At 73.5% G+C, this 21,061-nt stretch carries 16 protein-coding genes; 2 read left to right on the top strand and 14 right to left on the bottom strand.

Annotated features, from left to right (window positions below; all coding sequences use genetic code 11):
- Window positions 1-37: 37 nt before the first annotated feature.
- A complete protein-coding gene (locus ACFE7W_RS06115) occupies window positions 38-310 on the top strand; it encodes a DUF3039 domain-containing protein (RefSeq protein ID WP_375423903.1) in 273 nt (90 codons plus the stop codon).
- A gap of 461 nt (window positions 311-771) precedes the next feature.
- Here ACFE7W_RS06115 and ACFE7W_RS06110 read toward each other — a convergent pair whose 3' ends face one another.
- The 10 genes from ACFE7W_RS06110 to ACFE7W_RS06065 form a co-directional block, all read right to left on the bottom strand.
- Window positions 772-1,005 carry a hypothetical protein gene (locus ACFE7W_RS06110; protein WP_375423902.1) on the bottom strand — a complete coding sequence of 78 codons (234 nt, stop codon included), beginning with the start codon at window positions 1,003-1,005 and terminating at the stop codon, window positions 772-774.
- Between the two features lie 147 nt (window positions 1,006-1,152).
- On the bottom strand, window positions 1,153-2,037 hold the full coding sequence (locus ACFE7W_RS06105; RefSeq protein ID WP_375423901.1) for a transglutaminase N-terminal domain-containing protein: 885 nt from the start codon (window positions 2,035-2,037) through the stop codon (window positions 1,153-1,155).
- Window positions 2,034-4,631, bottom strand: coding sequence for a circularly permuted type 2 ATP-grasp protein (locus ACFE7W_RS06100; protein WP_375423900.1), 2,598 nt, complete (start codon window positions 4,629-4,631; stop codon window positions 2,034-2,036). Before ACFE7W_RS06100 ends, ACFE7W_RS06105 begins: the two co-directional genes overlap by 4 nt.
- Window positions 4,628-7,945: a DUF2126 domain-containing protein gene (locus ACFE7W_RS06095; protein WP_375423899.1), complete on the bottom strand. Its 3,318-nt coding sequence runs from the start codon at window positions 7,943-7,945 to the stop codon at window positions 4,628-4,630. The genes ACFE7W_RS06100 and ACFE7W_RS06095 overlap by 4 nt, the downstream gene beginning before the upstream one ends.
- Before the next feature lie 19 nt (window positions 7,946-7,964).
- Window positions 7,965-9,401: an adenosylhomocysteinase gene (ahcY, locus tag ACFE7W_RS06090; protein WP_375423898.1), complete on the bottom strand. Its 1,437-nt coding sequence runs from the start codon at window positions 9,399-9,401 to the stop codon at window positions 7,965-7,967.
- 302 nt (window positions 9,402-9,703) lie between these two features.
- Entirely contained in the window at window positions 9,704-10,687 is a 984-nt protein-coding gene (locus ACFE7W_RS06085) for a cation diffusion facilitator family transporter (RefSeq protein ID WP_375423897.1), read from the bottom strand.
- A 93-nt stretch (window positions 10,688-10,780) separates the two neighbouring features.
- The gene (locus ACFE7W_RS06080) at window positions 10,781-11,815 is read right to left on the bottom strand and encodes an SIS domain-containing protein (RefSeq protein ID WP_375423896.1); all 1,035 of its coding nucleotides are present in this window, start codon (window positions 11,813-11,815) and stop codon (window positions 10,781-10,783) included.
- A gap of 6 nt (window positions 11,816-11,821) precedes the next feature.
- Complete coding sequence (locus ACFE7W_RS06075) at window positions 11,822-12,034, bottom strand: Trm112 family protein (protein WP_375423895.1); 213 nt, start codon at window positions 12,032-12,034, stop codon at window positions 11,822-11,824.
- A 44-nt stretch (window positions 12,035-12,078) separates the two neighbouring features.
- A complete protein-coding gene (locus tag ACFE7W_RS06070) occupies window positions 12,079-13,434 on the bottom strand; it encodes a phosphomannomutase/phosphoglucomutase (RefSeq protein ID WP_375423894.1) in 1,356 nt (451 codons plus the stop codon).
- A gap of 82 nt (window positions 13,435-13,516) precedes the next feature.
- Window positions 13,517-13,918, bottom strand: a complete 402-nt coding sequence (locus tag ACFE7W_RS06065) for a DUF3499 domain-containing protein (RefSeq protein WP_375423893.1) — start codon at window positions 13,916-13,918, stop codon at window positions 13,517-13,519.
- 89 nt (window positions 13,919-14,007) lie between these two features.
- Here ACFE7W_RS06065 and ACFE7W_RS06060 point away from each other — a divergent pair, with 89 nt between their 5' ends.
- Window positions 14,008-14,454, top strand: coding sequence for a metallopeptidase family protein (locus ACFE7W_RS06060; protein ID WP_375423892.1), 447 nt, complete (start codon window positions 14,008-14,010; stop codon window positions 14,452-14,454).
- Window positions 14,455-14,486: 32 nt separating this feature from the next.
- Here the strand turns inward: ACFE7W_RS06060 and ACFE7W_RS06055 are convergent, their stop codons facing one another.
- From ACFE7W_RS06055 to ACFE7W_RS06040, 4 genes are all read right to left on the bottom strand, one after another.
- Entirely contained in the window at window positions 14,487-16,277 is a 1,791-nt protein-coding gene (locus ACFE7W_RS06055; protein WP_375423891.1) for a DUF5719 family protein, read from the bottom strand.
- Between the two features lie 16 nt (window positions 16,278-16,293).
- Window positions 16,294-19,599 (bottom strand): glycosyltransferase, encoded by a 3,306-nt coding sequence (locus ACFE7W_RS06050; protein ID WP_375423890.1) that lies wholly within the window; start codon window positions 19,597-19,599, stop codon window positions 16,294-16,296.
- A 215-nt stretch (window positions 19,600-19,814) separates the two neighbouring features.
- Window positions 19,815-20,063 (bottom strand): WhiB family transcriptional regulator, encoded by a 249-nt coding sequence (locus ACFE7W_RS06045; RefSeq protein ID WP_375424212.1) that lies wholly within the window; start codon window positions 20,061-20,063, stop codon window positions 19,815-19,817.
- Between the two features lie 296 nt (window positions 20,064-20,359).
- A complete protein-coding gene (locus ACFE7W_RS06040) occupies window positions 20,360-21,043 on the bottom strand; it encodes a hypothetical protein (RefSeq protein WP_375423889.1) in 684 nt (227 codons plus the stop codon).
- Between the last annotated feature and the right edge of the window lie 18 nt (window positions 21,044-21,061).

Raw genomic sequence — 21,061 nt, 5'->3', positions numbered from 1 at the left:
TCTGTTCCCGCGGGCGGCCCATGTCTACACTGGCGGCGTGAGCCAGCAACTGAGCCCGGGTGCCGAGACCATCGTCGACGAGCGTGTGGCCGAGCGCCCCGACCTGCGGGTCGAGGAGGGTGACCACGAGCGCTTCTCTCACTACGTGCCCAAGGAGAAGCTGACCGAGGCCATGGTGATGGGCACTCCGGTGGTAGCCCTCTGCGGCAAGGTCTGGGTACCGAGCCGCGACCCCGAGCGGTTCCCGATCTGCCCGGAGTGCCAGGAGATCTGGGCCGGCCTCTCCGCCGAGGACCAGGACGACGAGTAGGGCTCCTCGCACTAGCGGGCCATCCTGAGGGCTGCCCTGATCTCCGCGACCACGAGCTCGGGATGGTCGACGACCATCGCCCAGAGGTGAACCGGAGCACCCGCCAACCCGCCCGGACCAAGGCGTTCTGCCGCCACCGGTCGGACTCGATGAGATCCTCGTCCAGCTCGTGCCGTCGACCGTCGATCTCAATCGCCCGACCACGGCTCGTCCCGCGAGTCGAGCAGCAGCCGGCGCGCCGGTCGACGTTGCCGGGCCGGGCGGGAGTGGCCCGCAGCGCTTCGTCCGTCGCAGCCAGGGTGGTCCTCCGCGTCCGCAGTGCGATGTCGATCGCCTTCGCGTCACCCATGGTGGCGAGGTCGAGGGCGGTCAGCGCCGGGCTCGTCCACCGCAGTCCCGCTCCCTCCTCGACCAGTTCCGGTGGTATCCGCCGCTTGACGAAGGCGAAAGACGCCTGCGGCTCACGGCGGCGCGGGAGAGCGACCTCGACCGGACCGGCGGGAGCGCCGGGCCAGTACGAGGCCCGCGGATCGCCGGCAGGGCGGCCAGCGTGGCCGTCGTGTAGATCCGGGGAGCACCCGCACGAGCCGGTCGGTGCGGAGCAGCCAGTCGAAGATCGCCGCCAGCTCTGGGTGGTCGCGGCGCACCACGACGCCACTGTTCTCGCGCAGCAGCCAGGCCACTGAGTCGTCCATGCGGGAAGGCTCAGGACGTCGAGGGCTCTTCTGCGCAGCTCGCGAAGATCTGTGGACAGAGATTCATCGTCCACAGCCTTGAAACGCCGACCCCCGGTGCCCGAGTCGGGCCGGATACCCCGTTGTGGGCCAACTGGGGTCGACGTCTCAGGGAAGGTCGGCGGGAGCCATGTCGACGGAGACCTTCATCGTCGAGGACTTCGACTCCGTGAAGATCACACCCTTCACCGGCGGCACGTCGCCGTAGTCCCGGCCGTAGGCGACGGTGGCGTGGGACTCGTCGATCACCTTGTCGTTGGTCGGGTCGAGGTAGAGCCAGCCGGCCCCGGGCACCCAGCAGCCGACCCACGCATGGCTCGCGTCGGCCCCGACCAGGCGCGGCTTGCCGGGCGGCGGGCGGGTAGCGAGGTAGCCGCTGACGTAGCGGCCGGCTAGCCCCAACGAGCGCAGACCGGACACCATCACGTGCGAGAAGTCCTGGCAGACGCCCATCCGGAGCTTGAGCAGCGTGCTCACCGGCGTGCTCACCGAGGTGGAGCCGAACTTGTACGTGAAGTCGGCGTGCACCCGGTGCATCAGCTCGACCACGGCCTCGCCGATCGCCCGCCCCGGGGTGAAGGAGACGCGGATGTACTCCTCGACGCCGGGCGGCACCTCGACGTAGGGCGAGGGGTAGGTGAAGTCGGCCGCCAGCCACGCCTCGGGGTCCTCCAGCCGGTCGGCCGGCCGCGCCTGCTCCCACGGCAGGGCCAGCCGTTCGGGGTCGGGCTCGCGCCGCCCGACCTCGACGTGGCTGACCGCGGTGATCACCAGCTGCTGGTGCGGCTCGGTGACGTGGAACCAGGACCGGGCGTTGCCGTACAGGTCCTCGTGGACGAAGAGGTCGGCCGGCGCCGGGTCGATCGTGATCTCGTGGTCGAGGCAGCGCTGCCACTCCAGGTCCCGGGGCGTGAGGTGGAACTGACCGTAGCTGCCGGTGACGTCGGAGTCGTAGGTGTAGGTGGTCGTGTGCTGGATGCGGTAGGCCTTCATGCGCCACCCCCGACCGGTCGGTAGAGCGGCTGCTGGGGAGGCGGCGGCTGCTGGTACTGCGTCCGGATGGCCTCGGACAGGTCGCGCAGCTGCTCGCCGAGCCCGGCGAGGAACGCCTCCAGCCCCGCCCGACGGCCGTCGACCACGTCCGCCATGCCGGAGGGGTCCGCCGTCCGGACGTCCTCGAGCAGCGTCTCCAGCAGCCGCAGCGGACGCGCGGTCGGGGAGGTGGTCGGGATTGCCTGCAGGTCGTCGAGGATGCGGCGCAGCTGGTAGGCGACCGAGCGCGGGTTGTGCTGGTCGACGACGAGCAGCTCGACCACCGCGTCCACTCCCGACCGACCGCGGTAGCGGCGCCGGTAGGTGACGATCGACTCCGCCGCCGTCAGCACCGCCTCCGACACCATCCGGTCGGTCTCGACCGAACGGGAACGGCAGACGGTCACCTGCAGCAGCGCCACCACCTGCAGCGCCCGCTCGAGCCCACGACCGGAGTCGAGCATGTACCAGCCGGCGTCGCGGACCATGTTCTCGCTGACGATCCCGGCCAGGGCCAGCAGGCCCGAGAGCACCCGCTCGCTGGCGTCGGTGAGCTGCAGGCCGCGGTCGTACGGGTTGGCCGACAGCGCCGCGAGCGCGCGCTCGATCTCGGCGAGCACCATCCAGACGTCCTCCGACAGCTGGTCGCGCACCCCCTGGGCCGCCATCGACAGCGCCGCCAGCGACTGGCCCGCGGTGCCGGCCCGCTGGCGTTCCAGCAGCATCGCGCGCAGCTCGGGCATCAGCTGGGTGGCTGGGTCGACGAAGCCGGGGTAGGACGTGCTGACGTGGGTGACCGCCAGGCACAGCACCTCCAGAGCCCGGCCGTGGGTGGTGTCGAGGTCGGTCTCGATGGCCAGGTTGCGGGTAGCGAGCACCAGCCGCAGCAGGTCCTCGGCCCGCTCGGCGTAGCGGCCGAACCAGAAGAGGTCGCTGAGCACCCGCGGCACCATCGCCGCCGTGGCGACGAGGTCCGCGGCGGGTCCGATCCGCGCCCCGGCCTGACGAGGCGCGACGACGCGGCTGAGCAGCACCGGCTCGCTGCTCACCACCCAGACGTCCTTGGCCAGGCCGCCGTCCCCCGCCGTGACCAGGGCGCCGGTCCGGACGCCGAGCTGGGAGACCCGGGCCAGGCCGCCCAGCATCGCGGTGTAGGAGCGGCCGCTCCGGACGGCGAAGGAGCGCAGGACCACCTCGCGCGGGGCCAGGCCGTCACCGGTGACCGTGGGCGCGGACGACAGCGGCAGCACCTCCTGGCCGACGAAGCGGTGCGGGGCGGCCTCGATCCGGGCCACCAGCCGCTCGCGCTGGGCCGCGCTCAGGGCACCACCCAGCACGCTCCGGCCGTGTCCCCGGCTGGTGGGGCGGACCACCAGCTCGTCGAGGTGGGCCAGCACATGGGCCCGACCCGCCGGGTCGCCGCACCACCAGGTGTCGACCGAGGGCAGCCGTAGCGGCTGGCCGAGCAGCCGTTCCGACAGCTGTGGCAGGAAGGGCAGCAGCGCCGGGTTCTCGAGGATCCCCGAGCCGAGGGCGTTGACCACGCTGACGGTCCCCTGCCGGACGCACTGCAGCAGTCCGGTGGTGCCCAGCCGGGAGCCTGGACGCAGCTCCAGCGGGTCGGTCCAAGCCGAGTCGACGCGTCGGAGGATGACGTCGACCTGCTCCAACCGGCCGAGCCCGCGCAGCCAGACCCGGCCCTCGCGGACGGTCAGGTCGCTGCCCTCGATCAGCGGGAAGCCCAGCAGCGAGGCGACGAACGCCTGGTCGAACGCGGTCTCCGAGTGCGGGCCCGGGCTCAGCACGACGACCCGCGGGTCCTCGACGCCCGGCGCCGCCGCCTCGACGAGCGCGGTCCGCATGGCCTGGAAGAACGGGGTCAGCCGGTGCAGGTGGGCGGCGTGGTAGACCTCCGGCAGCACCCGGGAGACCACCCGCCGGTTCTGCATGGCGTAGCCGGCCCCGGAGGGGGCCTGGGTGCGGTCCGACATCACCTTCCAGTGCCCGCTGCCGTCGCGGCCGAGGTCGGCGGCGATCAGGAACAGCCGCTGCTGGGCACTGGTCGGTGCCCCGACCACCGGACGCAGGTACTCCTCGTGGTCGAGCACTGTCGCGGGGGGCAGGTCACCGGAGGCCAGCAGCCGACGGGGCCCGTACAGGTCCGCCAGCACCGCGTCGAGCAGCTCGGCGCGCTGAACCAGCCCGGCCTCCAGCGTCGCCCACTCCCGGTCGTCGAGGACCAGCGGCAGCGGGTCCAGCCGCCAGGGCCGCGGCTCGGCGAGGCCGGCGGACCCGGACGCCGGGGCGTCGTCGGCCACGGACACCCCGGCGCTGGGGCTCGGGGTGTAGGTGACGTTGTCGTCCTCCAGCAGCCGCGCCACCTCCGAGGAGGCGTGGGCCAGGTCGGCGTCGACGAACCGGTCCAGCCCGTCGAGCAGGTCGTTCCAGCCGCGCCGCGGGGACCCGTCCGGCCCCACCAGCTCGTCGAACCCGGGTTCACCGGCGAGCACGTCCGCCTGCCCGGCCGTGGCCAGGTAGCGGTGCAGCACGCTCATCCGCGTTCCCGGCCCGTTCCCTGCTCCCGACCGACGCGCCGCCGCAGGTCGAGGGTCAACGGGTAGTCGGAGCGGCTGCCGGCGCGCCACGCCTCCGCGGCCTCCAACGCGTCCACGTCGATCTCGCCCGGGGTGTGGCCCGAGAGCTCGAAGCGTCGTGCCCGCCGCGCCTCGGCCTCGGACGCGTTCACGGGCGGGGTCTCATACGAGCGGCCGCCCGGGTGCACCACGTGGTAGGTGGCGCCGCCGAGGGAGATCCGGCTGGGTCGGTCGACCACGTCGAACGTCAACGGCGAGTCGATGTCCAGGGTGGGGTGCAGGGCCGACCACGGCTTCCACGCCTTGTACCGGACGCCGGCCACGTACTCACCGGGCGTGCCCGTCGGGGCCAGCGGCACCGGCCGGCCATTGCAGGTCAGCAGCTGACGCTCGGGCACGAAGCCCGCCACCCGTACCTGGAGTCGTTCGGTCGAGGAGTCCACGTAGCGTGCGGTACCCCCGGACGTCGACTCCTCACCGAGGACGTGCCACGGCTCGATGGCCTGCCGCAGCTCCAGCTCCACCACGCCACCCCCGCCGACCGTCGGCACCAGCGCCAACCCGATCCGCGGGAAGCGGAACTCCAGGTAGGGCGCCAGCCACGAGAGGTCGAACGCGAAGCCGTGGGCGCGGAGGTCGGCGACGACCTCGCCGATGTCGGCCATGGCGAAGTGCGGCAGCAGGAAGCGCTCGTGCAGGCTGGTCCCCCAGCGGATGAGCGGCGCCCGGAACGGCTCCTCGGCGAAGCGGGCCACCAGGGACCGGACCAGCAGCGCCTGGACCAGCGCCATGTCCGGGTGCGGCGGCATCTCGAAGCCGCGCAGCTCCAGCAGCCCGAGCCGGCCGCGGGTCGAGTCGGGGCTGTAGAGCTTGTCGACGCAGAACTCGGCCCGGTGGGTGTTGCCGGTGATGTCGGTCAACAGGTGGCGCAGCGCCCGGTCCACCGTCCAGGGTCGACGCTCGTCATCGGCCAGCCCGTCGAGCTCGCTGAACGAGATCTCGAGCTCGTACAGGGTCTCCGGACGGCCCTCGTCCACCCGGGGCGCCTGGCTGGTCGGCCCCACGAACCGGCCCGAGAACAGGTAGGACAGCGACGGGTGGTGCTGCCAGAAGGTGAGCATGCTGACCAGCAGGTCGGGCCGGCGCAGCATCGGCGAGCGCGACGGCTCGGGGCCGCCGAGGGTCAGGTGGTTGCCGCCGCCGGTGCCGGAGTGGCGGCCGTCGAGGGCGAACGTCTCGGTCCCGAGCCGCTGGTCGCGGGCCAGGCCGTACAGGGTGTGGGTCAGCTCGGAGAACTCCGCCCAGCTGGACGTGGGGTGCACGTTGACCTCGATCACGCCCGGGTCCGGGGTGACGTTGAGGTTCTTGATCCGCGGGTCCGGCGGCGGCGCGTAGCCCTCGAGGATGACCGGGGAGCCGGTGGCGGCCGCGCTCTGCTCCACCAGCCGGACCAGCTCGACGAAGCGGTCCAGCTGCTCCAGCGGCGGCAGGAAGACGTAGACGAAACCCTCGCGCGCCTGGACCACCAGGGCGCTGCGGGCGGTCACCTCCTCGGGGTCGGCCACCCGGGCGCGCAACCCCTCATCGCCGTCCGGCAGCTCGACGTCGGCGGTGTCGTAGGACTCCTCGCCCGCGTAGTCCGGGTCCTGCCAGGAGACCGAGCTGAGCGGCAGCCGCATGCCGGCCGGTGAGTCGCCCGGGACGAGCACGATCCGGCCGCGGCGGGTCCGCCAGCGCGCGCTGGCCCAGACGTCGCCGAACCAGGACGGCACCAGGGGCAGCACCCAGGCCGAGGGCGCGGTCTCGGCCTCGTCCAGCCCGGCGACCAGGGCCGGGTCGGGGATCAGGGGGTCGGTGCCCGGCCGCGGTCCGGCGGGCTGGCGTACCTCGGCCACCAGCGTGGCCAGCGGGTCCTCGAAACAGCCCTGGGCGTGCCCCTCCGGCAGCCCGAGACGGCGGACGACCTCGGCCATGAGGGCAGCGGCGCGCTCCTCGGCGTCCGGCTGGGCCTGGCTCTCGTCCTGCGGGTCGGCCAGCAGGTCCGGGGCGTCCCACAGCGGCTCGCCGTCGGTGCGCCAGAGCAGGGCGATCTGCCACCGGGGCAGGCTCTCGCCCGGGTACCACTTGCCCTGGCTCCGCTGCACCAGCCCGCCCGGGGCGAAGTGCGCGCGGAGGGTACGAGCCAGCTCACCGGCCAGCCGGCGCTTCTCCGGCCCGTCGGCGGCCACCGTCCACTGGGCCGAGGTCATGTCGTCGACCGAGACGAAGGTGGGCTCGCCGCCCATCGTCAGCTCGAGCCCGGCGGCGGTCAGCCGCTCGTCGACCTGGTGGCCCAGCCGCTGCAGCGCGCCGGTCTGCGCCGGTGTGTACGGCAGGCTCACCCGCGGGTCCTCGTGCACCCGGCGGACGGTGTTGGAGAACTCCATCGTCGTCTCGGACCGGTCGGTCACCCCACTGATCGCCGCGGCCGAGGACGGGCTGGGCGTCGCGGCCAGCGGGATGTGGCCCTCGCTGGCGAACAGGGCCGACGTCGGGTCCAGACCGATCCAGCCGGCCCCGGGGACGTACACCTCGGCCCAGGCGTGGAGGTCGGTGAAGTCCTCGGCCGGACCGCCCGTACCGGGGGTGTCCGCCGCCAGCTGGACCAGGTAGCCGGACACGAACCGGGCCGCCAGCCCGAAGTGCCGCAGCGCGTTCACCAGCAGCCAGGAGGAGTCCCGGCAGCTGCCGACGGCCCGGGTGAGGGTCTGCTCGGGCGTCTGCACCCCCTGCTCCATCCGGACCGAGTAGGCCACGTCGCGGTTGACGCACATGTTCAGCCCGACCAGGAAGTCGATCATCGGCTGGTCCTGGGCGGTGGCGGCCGGCAGCCGGTCGAGCCAGGCGGCGAACGAGGGCGCGTCCGTCGTCTCGGGCGACCCGAGGTAGGGGCGCAGGTCCTCGGCCAGGTCGGCCGCGTAGTGGAAGGGGTACCGCTCGGCGTAGGGCTCGATGAAGAAGTCGAACGGGTTGATCACCCCGAGGTCGGCGACCAGCGAGACCGTGATCTCGAGGACGTCGGCCCGGCTCGGGAACACCGCGCGGCCCAGGTAGTTGCCGAACGGGTCCTGCTGCCAGTTGAGGAAGTGGTCGGCCGGCGAGATCGTCAGCGAGTAGGCGTCGATCGGGGTCCGGGAGTGCGGCGCCGGGCGCAGCCGGATGACGTGCGGCCCGATGCCGATCGCCCGGTCGAACCGGTAGGTCGTGCGGTGCTCGAGCGCGACCTTCGTACTCATCGCGGGCGCTTACCGCGGGTCAGTAGCGGTAGTGGTCGGACTTGTACGGCCCCGTGACCGGGACGCCGAGGTACCCGGCCTGCGCGTCGTTCAGCTCGGTCAGGTGCACCCCCAACGCGTCCAGGTGGAGGCGGGCGACCGCCTCGTCCAGGTGCTTGGGCAGCGTGTAGACCCCGACCGGGTACTCCTCCGGCTTGGTGTACAGCTCGATCTGGGCCAGCACCTGGTTGGTGAAGGAGTTGCTCATCACGAAGCTCGGGTGGCCGGTGGCGTTGCCGAGGTTCATCAGCCGGCCCTCGCTCAGGACGATCACGGAGCGCTCGTCCTCGGTGCCCGCGTCGAAGACCCACTGGTCGACCTGCGGCTTGATGTTGACCCGGGTGGCGTCGGAGCGCCTGGCCAGACCGGCCATGTCGATCTCGTTGTCGAAGTGCCCGATGTTGGCCACGACGGCCTGGTTCTTCATCCGGCTCATCTGCTCGGCGGTGACCACGCCGAGACAGCCGGTCGCGGTGACGATGATGTCGGCGTAGGAGAGGGCGTCCTCGAGGGTGAGCACCTGGAAGCCGTCCATCGCGGCCTGCAGCGCGCAGATCGGGTCGACCTCGGTGACGATCACGCGCGCACCCTGGCCGCGCAGCGCCTCCGCGCAGCCCTTGCCCACGTCGCCGTAGCCGCAGACCACGACGGTCTTGCCGCCGATCAGCACGTCGGTGGCCCGGTTCAGCCCGTCGACCAGGGAGTGCCGGGTGCCGTACTTGTTGTCGAACTTCGACTTGGTCACCGAGTCGTTGACGTTGATGGCCGGGAAGAGCAGCGCGTCGGAGCGGAACATCTCGTACAGCCGGTGGACGCCGGTGGTGGTCTCCTCGGTGACGCCCTGGATCGCGTTCCCGATGGCCACCCAGTCCTTGCCCTCGGCGATGGTCTTGCGGATCAGCTCGATGATGACGTGCAGCTCTTCGGGGTCCTCGTCGCCGGCCTCGGGGATCTCGCCGGTCTTGATGGCCTCGACGGCCTTGTGCACCAGCAGGGTGGCGTCACCGCCGTCGTCGAGGATCATGTTGGCGAGCGCGCCGTCCGGCCAGCTCAGGATCTCGTTGGTGCACTCCCAGTACTCCTCCAGGCTCTCGCCCTTCCAGGCGAACACCGGGGAGCCGTTCGGGGCGTCGGGGGTGCCGTCGCCGACGACGACCGCGGCCGCCGCCTGGTCCTGGGTGGAGAAGATGTTGCAGCTGGCCCAGCGGACGTCGGCGCCCAGTGCGACCAGGGTCTCGATCAGCACGGCGGTCTGGGTGGTCATGTGGATCGAGCCGGCGATCCGGGCCCCGGCCAGCGGCTTGGACTCCCCGTACTGCTCGCGCATGGCCATCAGGCCGGGCATCTCGTGCTCGGCGAGCCCGATCTCCCGGCGGCCGAACTCGGCGAGGTTCAGGTCAGCGACGCGATAATCCATGGGCCACAGCCTACGGGGGTCGACTGACAGTTCTGACCGACGACGCATCGCCGGCCCACGCGGTACCGCACCCGGCCGAAGCCGTACCCGTGCGCCCTTGCGGCGGTGATGCGGCCGGGCGGCCGTGAGCCGCCCCGCCGGCCTGGCGCACCGAGGCCCCCGGGCCGCATGAGCGACCCGCGGCTCCTCAGACCCGGACTAGTGGGTCGGGCCTGGCCCTCAGCCGAACTTTCGGGAGCCAGGGGGCACCGCAGGCGCACCCCTGCTCCGGGCGTGGCGGTCCGGCTCGGTCCTGCCGATCTTCAGTGGCCGGCCGGGGCCGGGGCCTCGGGGCGGGGGTCGGGTACGTAGTCGGCGCGGTAGATGTCGGGCTCGAGGTAGAGGGCCGTCACCATCGGCTCGGCGGCGCGGATGTTGCGCTCGGCGTGGTCGATGGTCGCCGCGACGTCGACGGCGCGCTCCTGCGCCCGCACCCCGATCTTGGCCGCGACGAGGATCTCTTCGGGGCCCAGGTGCAGCGTCTTCATGTGGATGACGCCCGAGACCCCCTCGGTGCCGGCGAGCGCCGCCTCGATCCGGCGGACGGCGTCGGCGCTGGCGGCCTCCCCCAGCAGCAGGCTCTTGGTCTCCCAGGCCAGCGTGACGGCGACGGAGACGAGCAGCAGGCCGATCATGGCCGTGCCGATCACGTCGAAGATCCCGTTCTCGGTCAGCAGGGTCAGCCCGACGCCGAACAGGGCGAAGACCAGCCCCAGCAGCGCCGCGGCGTCCTCGAGCAGGATCACCGGCAGCTCGGGCGCCTTGGCGGAGCGGATGAAGCGGCCGAGGCTCTGCTGGCCGCGGGACTTGTTCGCCTCCGCGATCGCGGTCCGGAACGAGAAGCCCTCGGCGATGATGGCCGCCCCCAGCACGGCCAGCGGGACCCACCACCAGCTGCTCTCCAGCAGCTCGTTGCCGTGGCCCGCCTCGATCTCCTCGTACTTGTGGTAGGCCTCGTAGAGAGCGAAGACGCCGCCGATGCTGAAGAGGACGATCGAGACGAGGAAGGCGAAGACGTAGCGCTCGCGACCGAAGCCGAACGGGTGCTCGGGGGTCGCTGCCCGCTTGGCCCGCCTGCCGCCTACCAGGAGCAGCACCTGGTTGCCGGAGTCGGCGAAGGAGTGGATCGACTCGGCCAGCATCGAGGAGGCCCCGGTCAGCAGCCACGCGCCCAGCTTGGTGACCGCGATGGCCAGGTTCGCGGTCAGCGCGGCGACGACGGCCTTGGTCCCACCTTCAGCACTCACCGGAGAATTCTCGCAGACCCACCGACACCGACGTGTCAGAACCGAGTTGCCCCAGGGGACAACGACGTTCTGACAACTCGGCAGTGGGGGGGCTCAGAGATCGACGTAGCGGCCCAGCCCGACGGCCAGGTAGACCGCGGCGAACATCCCCGTCTGCAGCAGGGCGGCGTACCGCTCGACCTCGGAGCCGGCGTGGTGGGCGATGGTGGCGACCCGGATGTCCTGGTGCTCCGCCGCGGCCATCAGCCGCCGGTGGTCGCGCCGGACCAGGGCGTCCTGGCTGCCGTCGTCCAGCAACACCAGCGTGGGTCGGCGGTCGGCGTCGGTGTCGTCCTCGAACGGGTCGGCGAAGGGGTCGCGCGGGGTCTGGGACTCCAGGATCGGCAGCAGCGCGTCCGCGTCGGCGGCCAGAGCGGCCCGACCGCTCGCGGCCCGCAGGGCCTCGACGACCCGCCGGCTGGCCCGGGCGGCGAGCACCGAGCCGCCCCAGACCAGCGGCTGCGCCTCGGCCAGCCCCATCGCCAGGTCCTTGGCGGGGTTCTCCGCGATGCTCTCGTACGCCGAGCAGTCCTCGGCCACCCGGTCCAGGGCGTCCGCGACGGCCTCCGGGTCGACGACCGGTCCCAGCTGCAGCCGGGCCAGCCCGGCGAGGGTGACGACGGCCGCCGACAACGGGTCCGCCGTGGTGGTGGGCAGCAGCACCGTCGAGCGCGAGCCGGCGTGCTCGGCGATCAGCGAGGCCTGCGGGCAGGCGATCAGCAGCTGGGCGCCACGGCGGACGGCCTCGTGCACGGTGGCGACCAGCCCGGGCTCGGCGCCGTCACTGGCCATCACCACCACCAGGTCGAGTGCTCCGACCCAGCCGGGGAGGCCGTGCGCGGGCCAGGCCACGAAGGGCACCGGGCAGACCGGTTCCAGCATCGCCCGCAGGAAGCGGGCCTCCGAGCCGGCGGCGATGACGGCCCGCGGCCGGATCTCCCCGGTCAGCGAGGCGAGCGGTCGTTCGGCGTCGGCACTCTCCCGCCGGACGCGGGAGCCGGCCTCGGCCAGCCGCCGCAGCACGGGGTCCGCCGCCGCCAGCGCGCTCTGGTCCTCAAGCAACGCGTCGTCGAAACCCAGGTGAGCCACCGGCGGTCAGTCCGCGCTGGTGGTCGGCGTCGGCTTCTGGTCGGGCCGGCGGGCCTCGTCGACGAGCAGCACCGGGATGCCGGAGCGGACAGGGTAGGCCAGGCCGCAGTCCGCAGCGAGGCAGACCAGCTCCTCGGCCTCGTGGTCGACCGCCAGGGCACCGTGGCAGTGCGGGCAGGCCAGGATCTCCAGCAGCTCGGGGGCCAGCTCGACAGCCATGGGCTCCTCCTCGTTCGTCGGGTACCGACCAGTTCTACCGCAGGTCAAGCACGGATGAGGGCGAGGACCTCCTCGCGCAGCCGTGCCATCTGGGCCGGGTCCTTCGCCTCCACGTTCAGCCGCAGCAGCGGCTCGGTGTTGCTGGCCCGGACGTTGACCCACCAGTCCGGACCGGACACGGTCAGCCCGTCGACATGGTCGACGCTCCCCCGACCCGCGAACGCCGCCTCGACCCGGGCCATCGTCGCCGGGGCGTCCGGGACCGTCGAGTTGAGCTCGCCCGAGGGTGCGTATCGGGTGAACTCCGTCGTCAGCTCCGACAGCGGCCGGCCTGAGCGGCCCAGCAGGGCCAGCACGTGCAGCGCGGCCAGCATCCCGGTGTCGGCGCCCCAGAAGTCACGGAAGTAGTAGTGCGCGGAGTGCTCGCCGCCGAAGATCGCCCCGTGCTCGGCCATGGCGGCCTTGACGAAGGTGTGGCCCACCCGGGTCACCACCACCTCACCGCCGCGCTCGCGCACGATCTCGGGCACCGACCAGGAGGTGATCTTGTTGCAGACGACGGTGGCGCCCGGCTCACGCGCCAGCTCGGCCGCCGCGATCATCGCCGTCACGGTCGACGGGGCGACCACCTCGCCCCGCTCGTCGATGACGAAGCAGCGGTCGGCGTCGCCGTCGAAGACCAGGGCCAGGTCGGCCCCGTGCTCGACCACCGCCGCCTGGGCGTCGACCAGGTTCTCCGGCTCCAGCGGGTTGGGCTGGTGGTTCGGGAAGGTGCCGTCGGGGTCGGTGTAGAGGCCGACCAGCTCGAGGTCGAGGGTGCCCAGCACCGCCGGCAGGGTGTGCCCGGCCATCCCGTTGCCCGCGTCGGCGACGACCGTGAGCCGGCGGATCCCGGTCAGGTCGACGAGGCTCAGCAGGTGCTCGGCGTAGGCCGGCAACAGGTCCTGCTCACGGCGGACGCCGGGCGTCGTCGCCGGCTCGGGCCGGGGGCCGCCCGCGCGCTCGGCGAGCTCCACCAGCTGCTCGGGGGCGATGGGCCTGGCCCCGGCCAGGCAGAACTTGAGGCCGTTGTAGGCGGCCGGGTTGTGGCTGGCGGTGAACATCGCTCCGGGCAGGTCCAGCCGGCCCGAGGCGAACCACAGCTCGTCGGTGCTGGCGAGGCCGATGTCGATGATGTCGACGCCCCGGCTGAGCACGCCCTCGGCGAAGGCGGCCGACATCCGCGGTCCGCTGATCCGCATGTCCCGACCGACGACGAGGGCGCTCGCCGAGCGGGTCAGGTCGAGGACGTCGACCAGGGCGGAGCCGATCGCGTACGCCCCGTCCTCGTCCCACTCCGGCTCGGCACCCTCGGTGATGCCGCGGATGTCGTTGGCCTTGAATATCGTCGAGGTGATCATCGCAGCGCATCCTACGGGCCACCCCGTGACGACCAGGTGACGGCGACGGCCGGCTCAGGGGCTTGCGGGTGGGGCGCCCGGGTCAGGCGTCGGGGTCGGCCAGGACGGTCAGGTGACCGCGCCGCCGGAGCTCGACGATCCCGTTCTGGTGGAGGCCGGCCTGGCTGAGACCGGTGCGGGTCCGGCTGGGCGGCTCGTCCGGGGGTGCGGGGTCGTACGACAGCCCGACCTCGCGGACGGCGTCGGCGAGGGCGAGCAGGTCGTCGGTGCTCGGCCGGGGCTCGGCCTCGCCGGCGAGCCGGATGACCTCCCAGCCGCGGGGGGCCGACAGCGCCGTCGCGTGGTTGCGGCACAGGTCGTAGCCGTGCGGCTCGACCTGGGTGGCCAGCGGCCCGAGGACCGCGGTCGAGTCGCTGTACACGTACGTCAAGGTGGCGGTGGCCGGTTCCGAGCACCCCGAGCGCGAACACCTGCGTGACCTCACCCGCTGGACGCTACCCGCCCCGGAGGCGAGGGGTCGGGAGGTCGTCGCGTGTCCTGGTGGCCCGCCGCTGCGCGACTAGAGTGACGGCCATGTCGAGCCGTCGCCGGGACCGCCACGGTCGGGGTCTCCGCGGACCGCTGGCGTTGCCGAACCCGCTGGTCCGGCGGCCGGCGAACCCGCCCCGGCCCGCGACCCCGGGCGAGGCCTTCCACGAGGCGGTGCACGCGGCGATCGAACGCGTCGGTCGGCATTGCCCTGAGGCCCTGGTGGACGTGGCCATCGGGATCGAGGACGTGCCCGTCCTGCCCCTGGCCTGGACGGGTGCGCAGGTGCCACTGGCCCTCGCCATCGAGGCGACCGTCGAGCACCCGGGACAGCTGGTGGTCTACCGCCGGCCGCTCGAGCACCGGGCGAGCAGCCGGCGGGGCCTGCAGGTGCTGGTGCACCGCACCGTGGTCGAGCAGCTCGCAGCGCTCGCCGGCCGCTCCGTCGACGAGCTCGACCCGGACGGTCCGGACGACGACGAGGACGACTGACCCCTCGACCGGCTCAGGGACGGAGCCGGGGGTCAACGGGCGACGGCGGGGTCCTGGCGGACCCGGGGCGCTCGGCTGGCGACGTCGGGTGAGGTCAGCGGCACCGTGGTCAGACCGGCCACGTCGCCGTCGGGCTGGCTGAGAGTGACCGAGCCGACGACGGCGGAGTCGCCGGGCACCGTGACCACCACGTAGGAAGGGCCGGGCGAGGTGAGCCGCCGGGTCGCGGTGGAGCCGGCGCCCAGCAGCAGGTCGTCCTTGCGCAGCGAGACGCCGGTGTAGCTGAGCACCTCGAAGGTGAGCGCCGCGTCGGTGTCGCCGCCGTTGCTGAGCACGAGCTCGCTGTCCGTCGGGCCGGTGGTCGTCGCCAGGGCGCTGACCCCCTGGCGCACCAGGGCCGGCTGCGTCGACTGGACCGCGAAGTCGGGTACCGCGTCCGAGCGCGAGCTGGTGGAGACCACCGAGCCACTCACCGGCTGGTCGCTGCGCAGCCGGATGCTGCCGGAGTCACCGGCCAGACCCGCGGTCAGCTCCACCGTGGCTGTGCTCTCGGGCGCGACGACGAGGGTGGCCGCGTCCGCCGGGGCGAAGGCACCGCTGAGGCCGAGCACCTCGACCTGAACGGTCGCACGTGCGGTGCCCGGGTTCACCACCGCCAGCACGCGGGAGCCGTCCCCGCCGGGGACGCCCGGCACCACGGAGGTGGTGGCCGGGGTCACCGAGGGCACCTGCCAGTCGGCGCCGGCCGGCTTCAGGTCCTTGTCGCTCCGCAGCCGGCGAGCGGCGACGCTGACCCGGCCCTCGCTGGTTCGGACCGACACCGACGTCGGTCCGTCGCTGTCGATGAGGCTGGAGACCGACAGGGTCTTGGTCTCCCGCGCGCCGATCACCACGCCCGGGCTGCCGGGGACGACCAGCCGCCCCTTCGGCCCGTAGAACCGGAGGTCGACCTCGGCCTGGGCGTCGTCGGGGTTGGACAGGATCAGCTCGGTCCGGTCGGCGTCGGTGGAGCCGATGCCGACCAGCCACTGCTCGGTGCCCGGTACCAGGCAGGGGGCCGCCATCAGGCCGGTGGTCTCGCCCTTGCTCGAGGTGCTGGAGACGACGCCGCTGCCGGCGGTGGCCATCGAGCCCTCGCCGGTCAGCACGACCGGTGCACTGACCTGTGGCAGCTGCTTTCCGCTGCCCTGCTGGGTGAGGGTGAGCTCCGCATCGCCACCGGCCAAGGGCGACCCGGTCAGGGTGCCCTGGTCGTCCGAACCCTGCCGGACCGCCACGGCGGAGACGGTGCTGGGCGTCGTGTCCGCCCCCGTCGTGGCCGTGTTGGCGGCGGTGGGGGTGGGCTCGGGGGATGGCGTCGCGACCGGGGTCGCGGTCGGAGTTGGGCCGGCCGAATCCACCGGGGTAGGGCTCGCCGGGGTCGGGCTGGCCGGGGTCGGGCTGGCCGGGGTGGGGCTCGCCGGGGTCGGGCTGGCCGGGGTCGGGCTGGCCGGGGTCGGGCTGGCCGGATCCTCCGGGGTCGGGCTCGCCGGGGTCGGCGCCGGCCCGGAGTCGGACGGCGAGCTCGACGGCGAGGGGTCAGGGCTCGCGCTCGAGGAAGGGGTCGGTGCGGCGGTGGCCGCGGCGTCGACGTCCTGCACGGTGCAGACCGTGCTGGTCCGGCCGACCACGGCCGAGCGGCGCGGAGCCGGCGACGCGGACTGCGCGTGCAGCAGCGAGCCGCCGAGGGCCACCAGGGCGAGGGCGAGCAGCACGACCAGCAGCACCGCGGCCCGGCGCAGCGCCGGGCGGTCCCGCAGGGTGGAGCCGAGGTAGTCCGTCATCCCGGGCACCTCCTCATCACAGGACCTCCGCCAGGGTGGCGGCCCGCCGGGCGGACCGGGCCGGGTCACGGACCTCGGGGCGACGGACGGCCGGGGCGGCGATCACGATCGCGACGAGCAGCAGCAGGCCCTGGCCGAAGAGGAACCAGTGCGCCAGCGACGGCAGCGCGTACTCCACCCGACCACCGGCCGCGGGCAGGGCGAAACCCTGCTGCCAGCCGGCCGCGACCGGCGCCAGCGACTTCCCGTCCAAGGTGGCGTGCCAGCGCGGGTCGGCCGCCTCGCCCAGCAGCAGCTGGCGGCCCTCGGCGCCCGGGGGGAGCAGGAAGGGGGTGCTGGGGACCGGGGTCCGGGTGGCTCCGTCGACGAGGACCCGACGGCTGACCGAGGGCTCGAGCTGCCAGACCGTGCCGTCGTCGTTGCCGCTCGCCGTGCCGAGCCCGGGCGTGTTGTCGATCCGCGCCCGCTCTTCCTCATCAGCCCCGCGCACCCAGAGGTAGCCGATGCCGAGGCTGGTGAGCTGGGGAGCGATGTCGGAGTCGGCGGTGCCGGCGACGAGGCGGACCACCAGGTCCTGGGCCTCCTGCTGCGCGACCTCCGAGCCCCCGAACGTGCCGCCGCGGTCGGCGTCGCCGAGGCGGACCTGCTGGTCGGCCAGCACCGAGAACCGGGCTGAGGACCGGGTCAGGTCGATCGCCAGGACACGGCTGTCCGCGTCGGAGACCATGGCCAGGCGGACGTAGGGCGGTACGGCGTCCAGGCCCACCCGGTTGACCGGCCCGGCGGCCCCGGCCCAGATCCACCAGGCCATCCCGCCGACGGCCACCAGACCGACCGCCACGCCGGCCAGCACGGCCGCGGGCTGCAGCCAGGAGAAGCTGCGGCGACGGATGTCGCGGGACCAGCCGTCGACACCGACGGCCCCGCCGAGGGTCAGGGCGGCGAAACCGATCAGCAGGTACGGCGCGACCCAGGGGCGCACCTCGGTGGCCAGCGGGGGAACGCTGACCACGAGCCGGGACAGCAGCACCGCCATGGCCAGGGCGAGCAGGGCCGTCGTCCAGGCGACCACGACGACCTTGCGCTGCCAGCGCCGCACCAGGCCGCCCGCGGCGACCAGCCAGATCACCCCGAACACGACGGCACCGAGCCAGAGCGGCGGCAGGCCGGCACCGACGTCGCGGCCGAGCAGCAGCCGCCAGACCGCCGGTGCGCCCGGCGCACCCTGCAGCGCGGAGTCCGGGCCCACCAGCAGCCGTCCGGGCGCCAGGATCAGGCTCGGCCACCAGGGCAGCAGCACCACCAGCGGCAGGCCGAGGGCGATCCCGATCCGACCCAGCTTGCGGGGGGTCCGGCGCAGCGCCACGGCTCCCAGGCCGCCCGCCAGCAGGGCGAAGATCATCAGCGACGGCTCGAAGGCGACGAGCACGACGAGCAGCACCCCGGCCCCCCAGGCACCGCGCCAGGCCTCGGGCGTCCGGACCCGACGCAGGGCCAGGCTCCGGACGGCCGAGACGAGCAGCGGCAGCAGCACGGCCAGGATGCTCAGGGAGAGCCGGCCCTGGTTCTCGCTGCCCAGCAGGACGGGCAGCAGCGCGTAGCTGAGCGCGACCCAGAGCCGGAGCCGCGGGTCGACCACGACCCGGCGGACGAGCGGGTAGGCCGTCAGCAGCGACAGCGGGACGACGGCGCAGACGGCGAGCGTCACGAACCACTCCGGACGGCCCGCCAGGATCGTGGACCCGAGCGCCGTCAGGGCCAGCCACGGCGGGCTGGACTGACCGGGCGCCCCCGCGATCGGGGACCAGACCGCGTGCCACAGGTCGGCGAGCCGCGCCTGAGCCGGCAGCAGGGCGGGGCCAGCCAGTGAGCCGGAGCCGAAGAGGCCGCGCGCGGCGACCAGGCTGGCCAGCACCGTAGTCAGCAGGGTGAGCGCGACCGGGCTGAGCCAGGGGTTGCGCGGGCGCTCCTCGGCGACGGAGCTGAAGTCGTCCCCGGTCAGCTCGTCCAGGGTGGTGGCGGCCTCGCCCTCACCCGCCACGGCGTGGTACCGGTCGGCGAAGAAGCTGTTCACCACCTCGGCCGCGAGGGCCAGGCTGCTCCACCACGGCGGCCGGAGCGCGGCGACGACCTCACCGGTGCCGGGGGCCGGCTCGATCGCGGCGGTGCGGGCCCGGAGCGCGCGGATCCGGCGGGGTGAGGCGATGAAGGAGCCCAGCGCCAGGACCTCGTCCAGTGCGCGGCCGGGCACCTTGCCGAGCAGGTAGCCGAGGGCGGCCACCAGGCAGCTCCAGACCAGTCGCAGCCAGACCACCGGCAGCGCCTTCGCCGGGGCGTGGCCGGCGACCACCAGCATGCCCAGCAGCCGGTCGACCCGGCCCGGACGACGGCCGCTCACCCCGCGCGGACGCAGGCCCGCCCGGCCCACCTGCCGGTGGATGACCTCAGCCCGCGGGGTGGTGACCACCCGGTAGCCGTTGAGGTGTGCCCGCCAGCCGAACTCGACCCCGTCCCGGAAGACGGGCAGTGCCGGGTCCAGGCCGTCGAGGTCGTTCCAGACCCGGGTCCGGACGAGCAGGCCGCAGGTGGAGACGCCCAGCCGGGGCTCGGGGGCGTCCCGCTGGCCCTGGTCGATCTCGCCGGGCTCCAGCCCCAGCTCGCGACGGCCGGTGCCGGAGATCGACACCCCCACCTCGCTGAGCTGCTGGCCCACCTGCCGACGCCGCGGCAGCAGCAGCTTGGGGCCGGTGATGTCGACGGACCGGTCGGCGAGCACGTGCTCGAGCAGCCGGGTGAGCGCGTCGGGCGCGGGCACGGCGTCGTCGTGCAGCAGCCAGAGCCAGCGGCTGTCCAGGGGTCGCAGGGCGGAGTTGCTGATAGGGCGGAGCAGCCGCGTGCTGCTCTCCCCCAGCACCGCCTCGCGGTCCTGTCGGAGGGCGGAGCGGACCGCGTCGCCGAAGCCCTGTCCGCGCCGACCGTGGTGCACGGCGTCGAGGATGCCGTGGTCGCGGGCGCGCTCGAGCAGGGTCAGGGTGGCGTCGGAGCTGCCGTTGTCGATGGCGATCAGCCGGTCGGGCCGACGTTCGAGGGCCGCCAGCCCGTCGAGCGTGGCCTCGATCCAACGGGCGGCGTCGAAGGCCACCAGCACGGCGGTGACGTGGGGCCCGGAGACGTCGGGCTCGACCGGCTCGGGCGGTTCGACGGCGGCCCACGCCCAGGGGTTGACCCCCTCCGAGCCCGGCTCGGGCGAGGCCGGACGCAGCGAGGACCACTCGTAGGCGTCGCCGTCGCGTCGGCCGCCGCCCCTGGTCGTGCTGGTCATCTGCTGCGCGCTGCTCCTGGCCACCTGCGGGATCTGCCCTGGTCAGCGCCAGGGTCGCCCTGGATCGGGCGGCTTCACCCTAGGCGAGGAGCCTGACAATCTCCATGTGCGTCAGGGCTCCATGTGCGTCAGGGCTCCATCTGCGTCAGGGCTCCATCTGCGTCGGGGCTCCATGTGCGTCAGGGCTCCACGCGGGTCAGGGTAGCCCGCCCGGCTCAGACCGCGCGCTTCTTGAGCTTGCGACGCTCCCGTTCGCTCAGCCCACCCCAGATGCCGAAACGCTCGTCGTTGGAGAGCGCGTACTCCAGGCACTCACCCCGGACGTCGCAGGACAGGCACACCTTCTTGGCCTCGCGGGTCGAGCCGCCCTTCTCGGGGAAGAACGCCTCCGGGTCGGTCTGGGCGCACAGCGCGCGCTCCTGCCACCCCAGCAGCCCGTCGTCGCCCTCGTCCAGATCCGGCATCGCCGTCAGCTCGGGCATCGCCGCCAGCGCGGCGTACCCCGGATCCGTGCCTGTCGCCAGTTCCTGCATGTGTGCCTCCTCGACCCCGCGGATGTGTGAGCTGCCGCCACCACGGCTTCGCGGGTCGTGGAGGCATCGGCGTGGCCATTCCCCTGACGCTGGCAGGCCCCCCACCGTCTCGGAGGCGGACTGCCACCGGTACCGGGCCAGTACGGCGAATAACACTGGTGAAATTACATGCCCGCCACGCCTGTTTCGTCAAGTCCGGATTCGCCGTCGGTGGTGTAAAAGAAGGGTCAGCGAGGGCCTGAGGCCCAGGGGTGCGGCTCGTCCTGGTCCCCCGTGGGCGCCGCCGCGGAGGGCGGTCGCCCCGAGGCCGCATCGCCGGCGTTCAGCCAGGCCGCACCGGTCGCCTGGTCCGGCTGCCAAGTCGGTTGCCAGGCCGGGTCGGGTGCGGGCTCGGACGACTCGATCGCAGCGGTCGCCCCGGCGGCGGGCTGCCCGGGCTGCCGGCCGGCGAGCGCCGGTTGGTCGACATCGGGCGCCGGCGTCGGCCGGAGGAGCACCGTCAGGGTCCCCAGCGCGAGCAGGAGCGGGGCCAGACCGAGCAGCGACTCCACGACGTCCAGCGGCCCGAGGAGCGGCACCGAGTCGCCCGACCCGACCAACCACGGCCCGCCGACGATGGCCAGCAGCCTCACCAACACGGCCACTGCGACCACGACCACGCTCCAGACGGTGAGCAGCCGGACGTGCGTCGTCACGGGCGCGACGCGGCAGCTCAGCACCAGCGCCGCCAGCAGGACGACGCTCACCGGCTCCCCCGCCCCGCCGGCCGCCGCGTAGGTCGCGAGGCCGTACGGTCCGACGGCGCCGGCCAGCGCCGCCAGGCCGAGGCCGACCACCAGCAGCTCGCGCACGGCGGCGGCGGCGAGCAGGACGAGGACCGCGGGCTCGCGCCAGCGCAGCAGGGCTCCCATGCCGGTCACGATAGGGCG

It is taken from the genome of uncultured Friedmanniella sp. (assembly GCF_964244285.1).
Classification (GTDB): Bacteria; Actinomycetota; Actinomycetes; order Propionibacteriales; family Propionibacteriaceae; genus Microlunatus.
The sequence above is the reverse complement of the archived record's forward strand: the minus strand, read 5'-3'. Positions and strand labels throughout refer to the sequence as shown.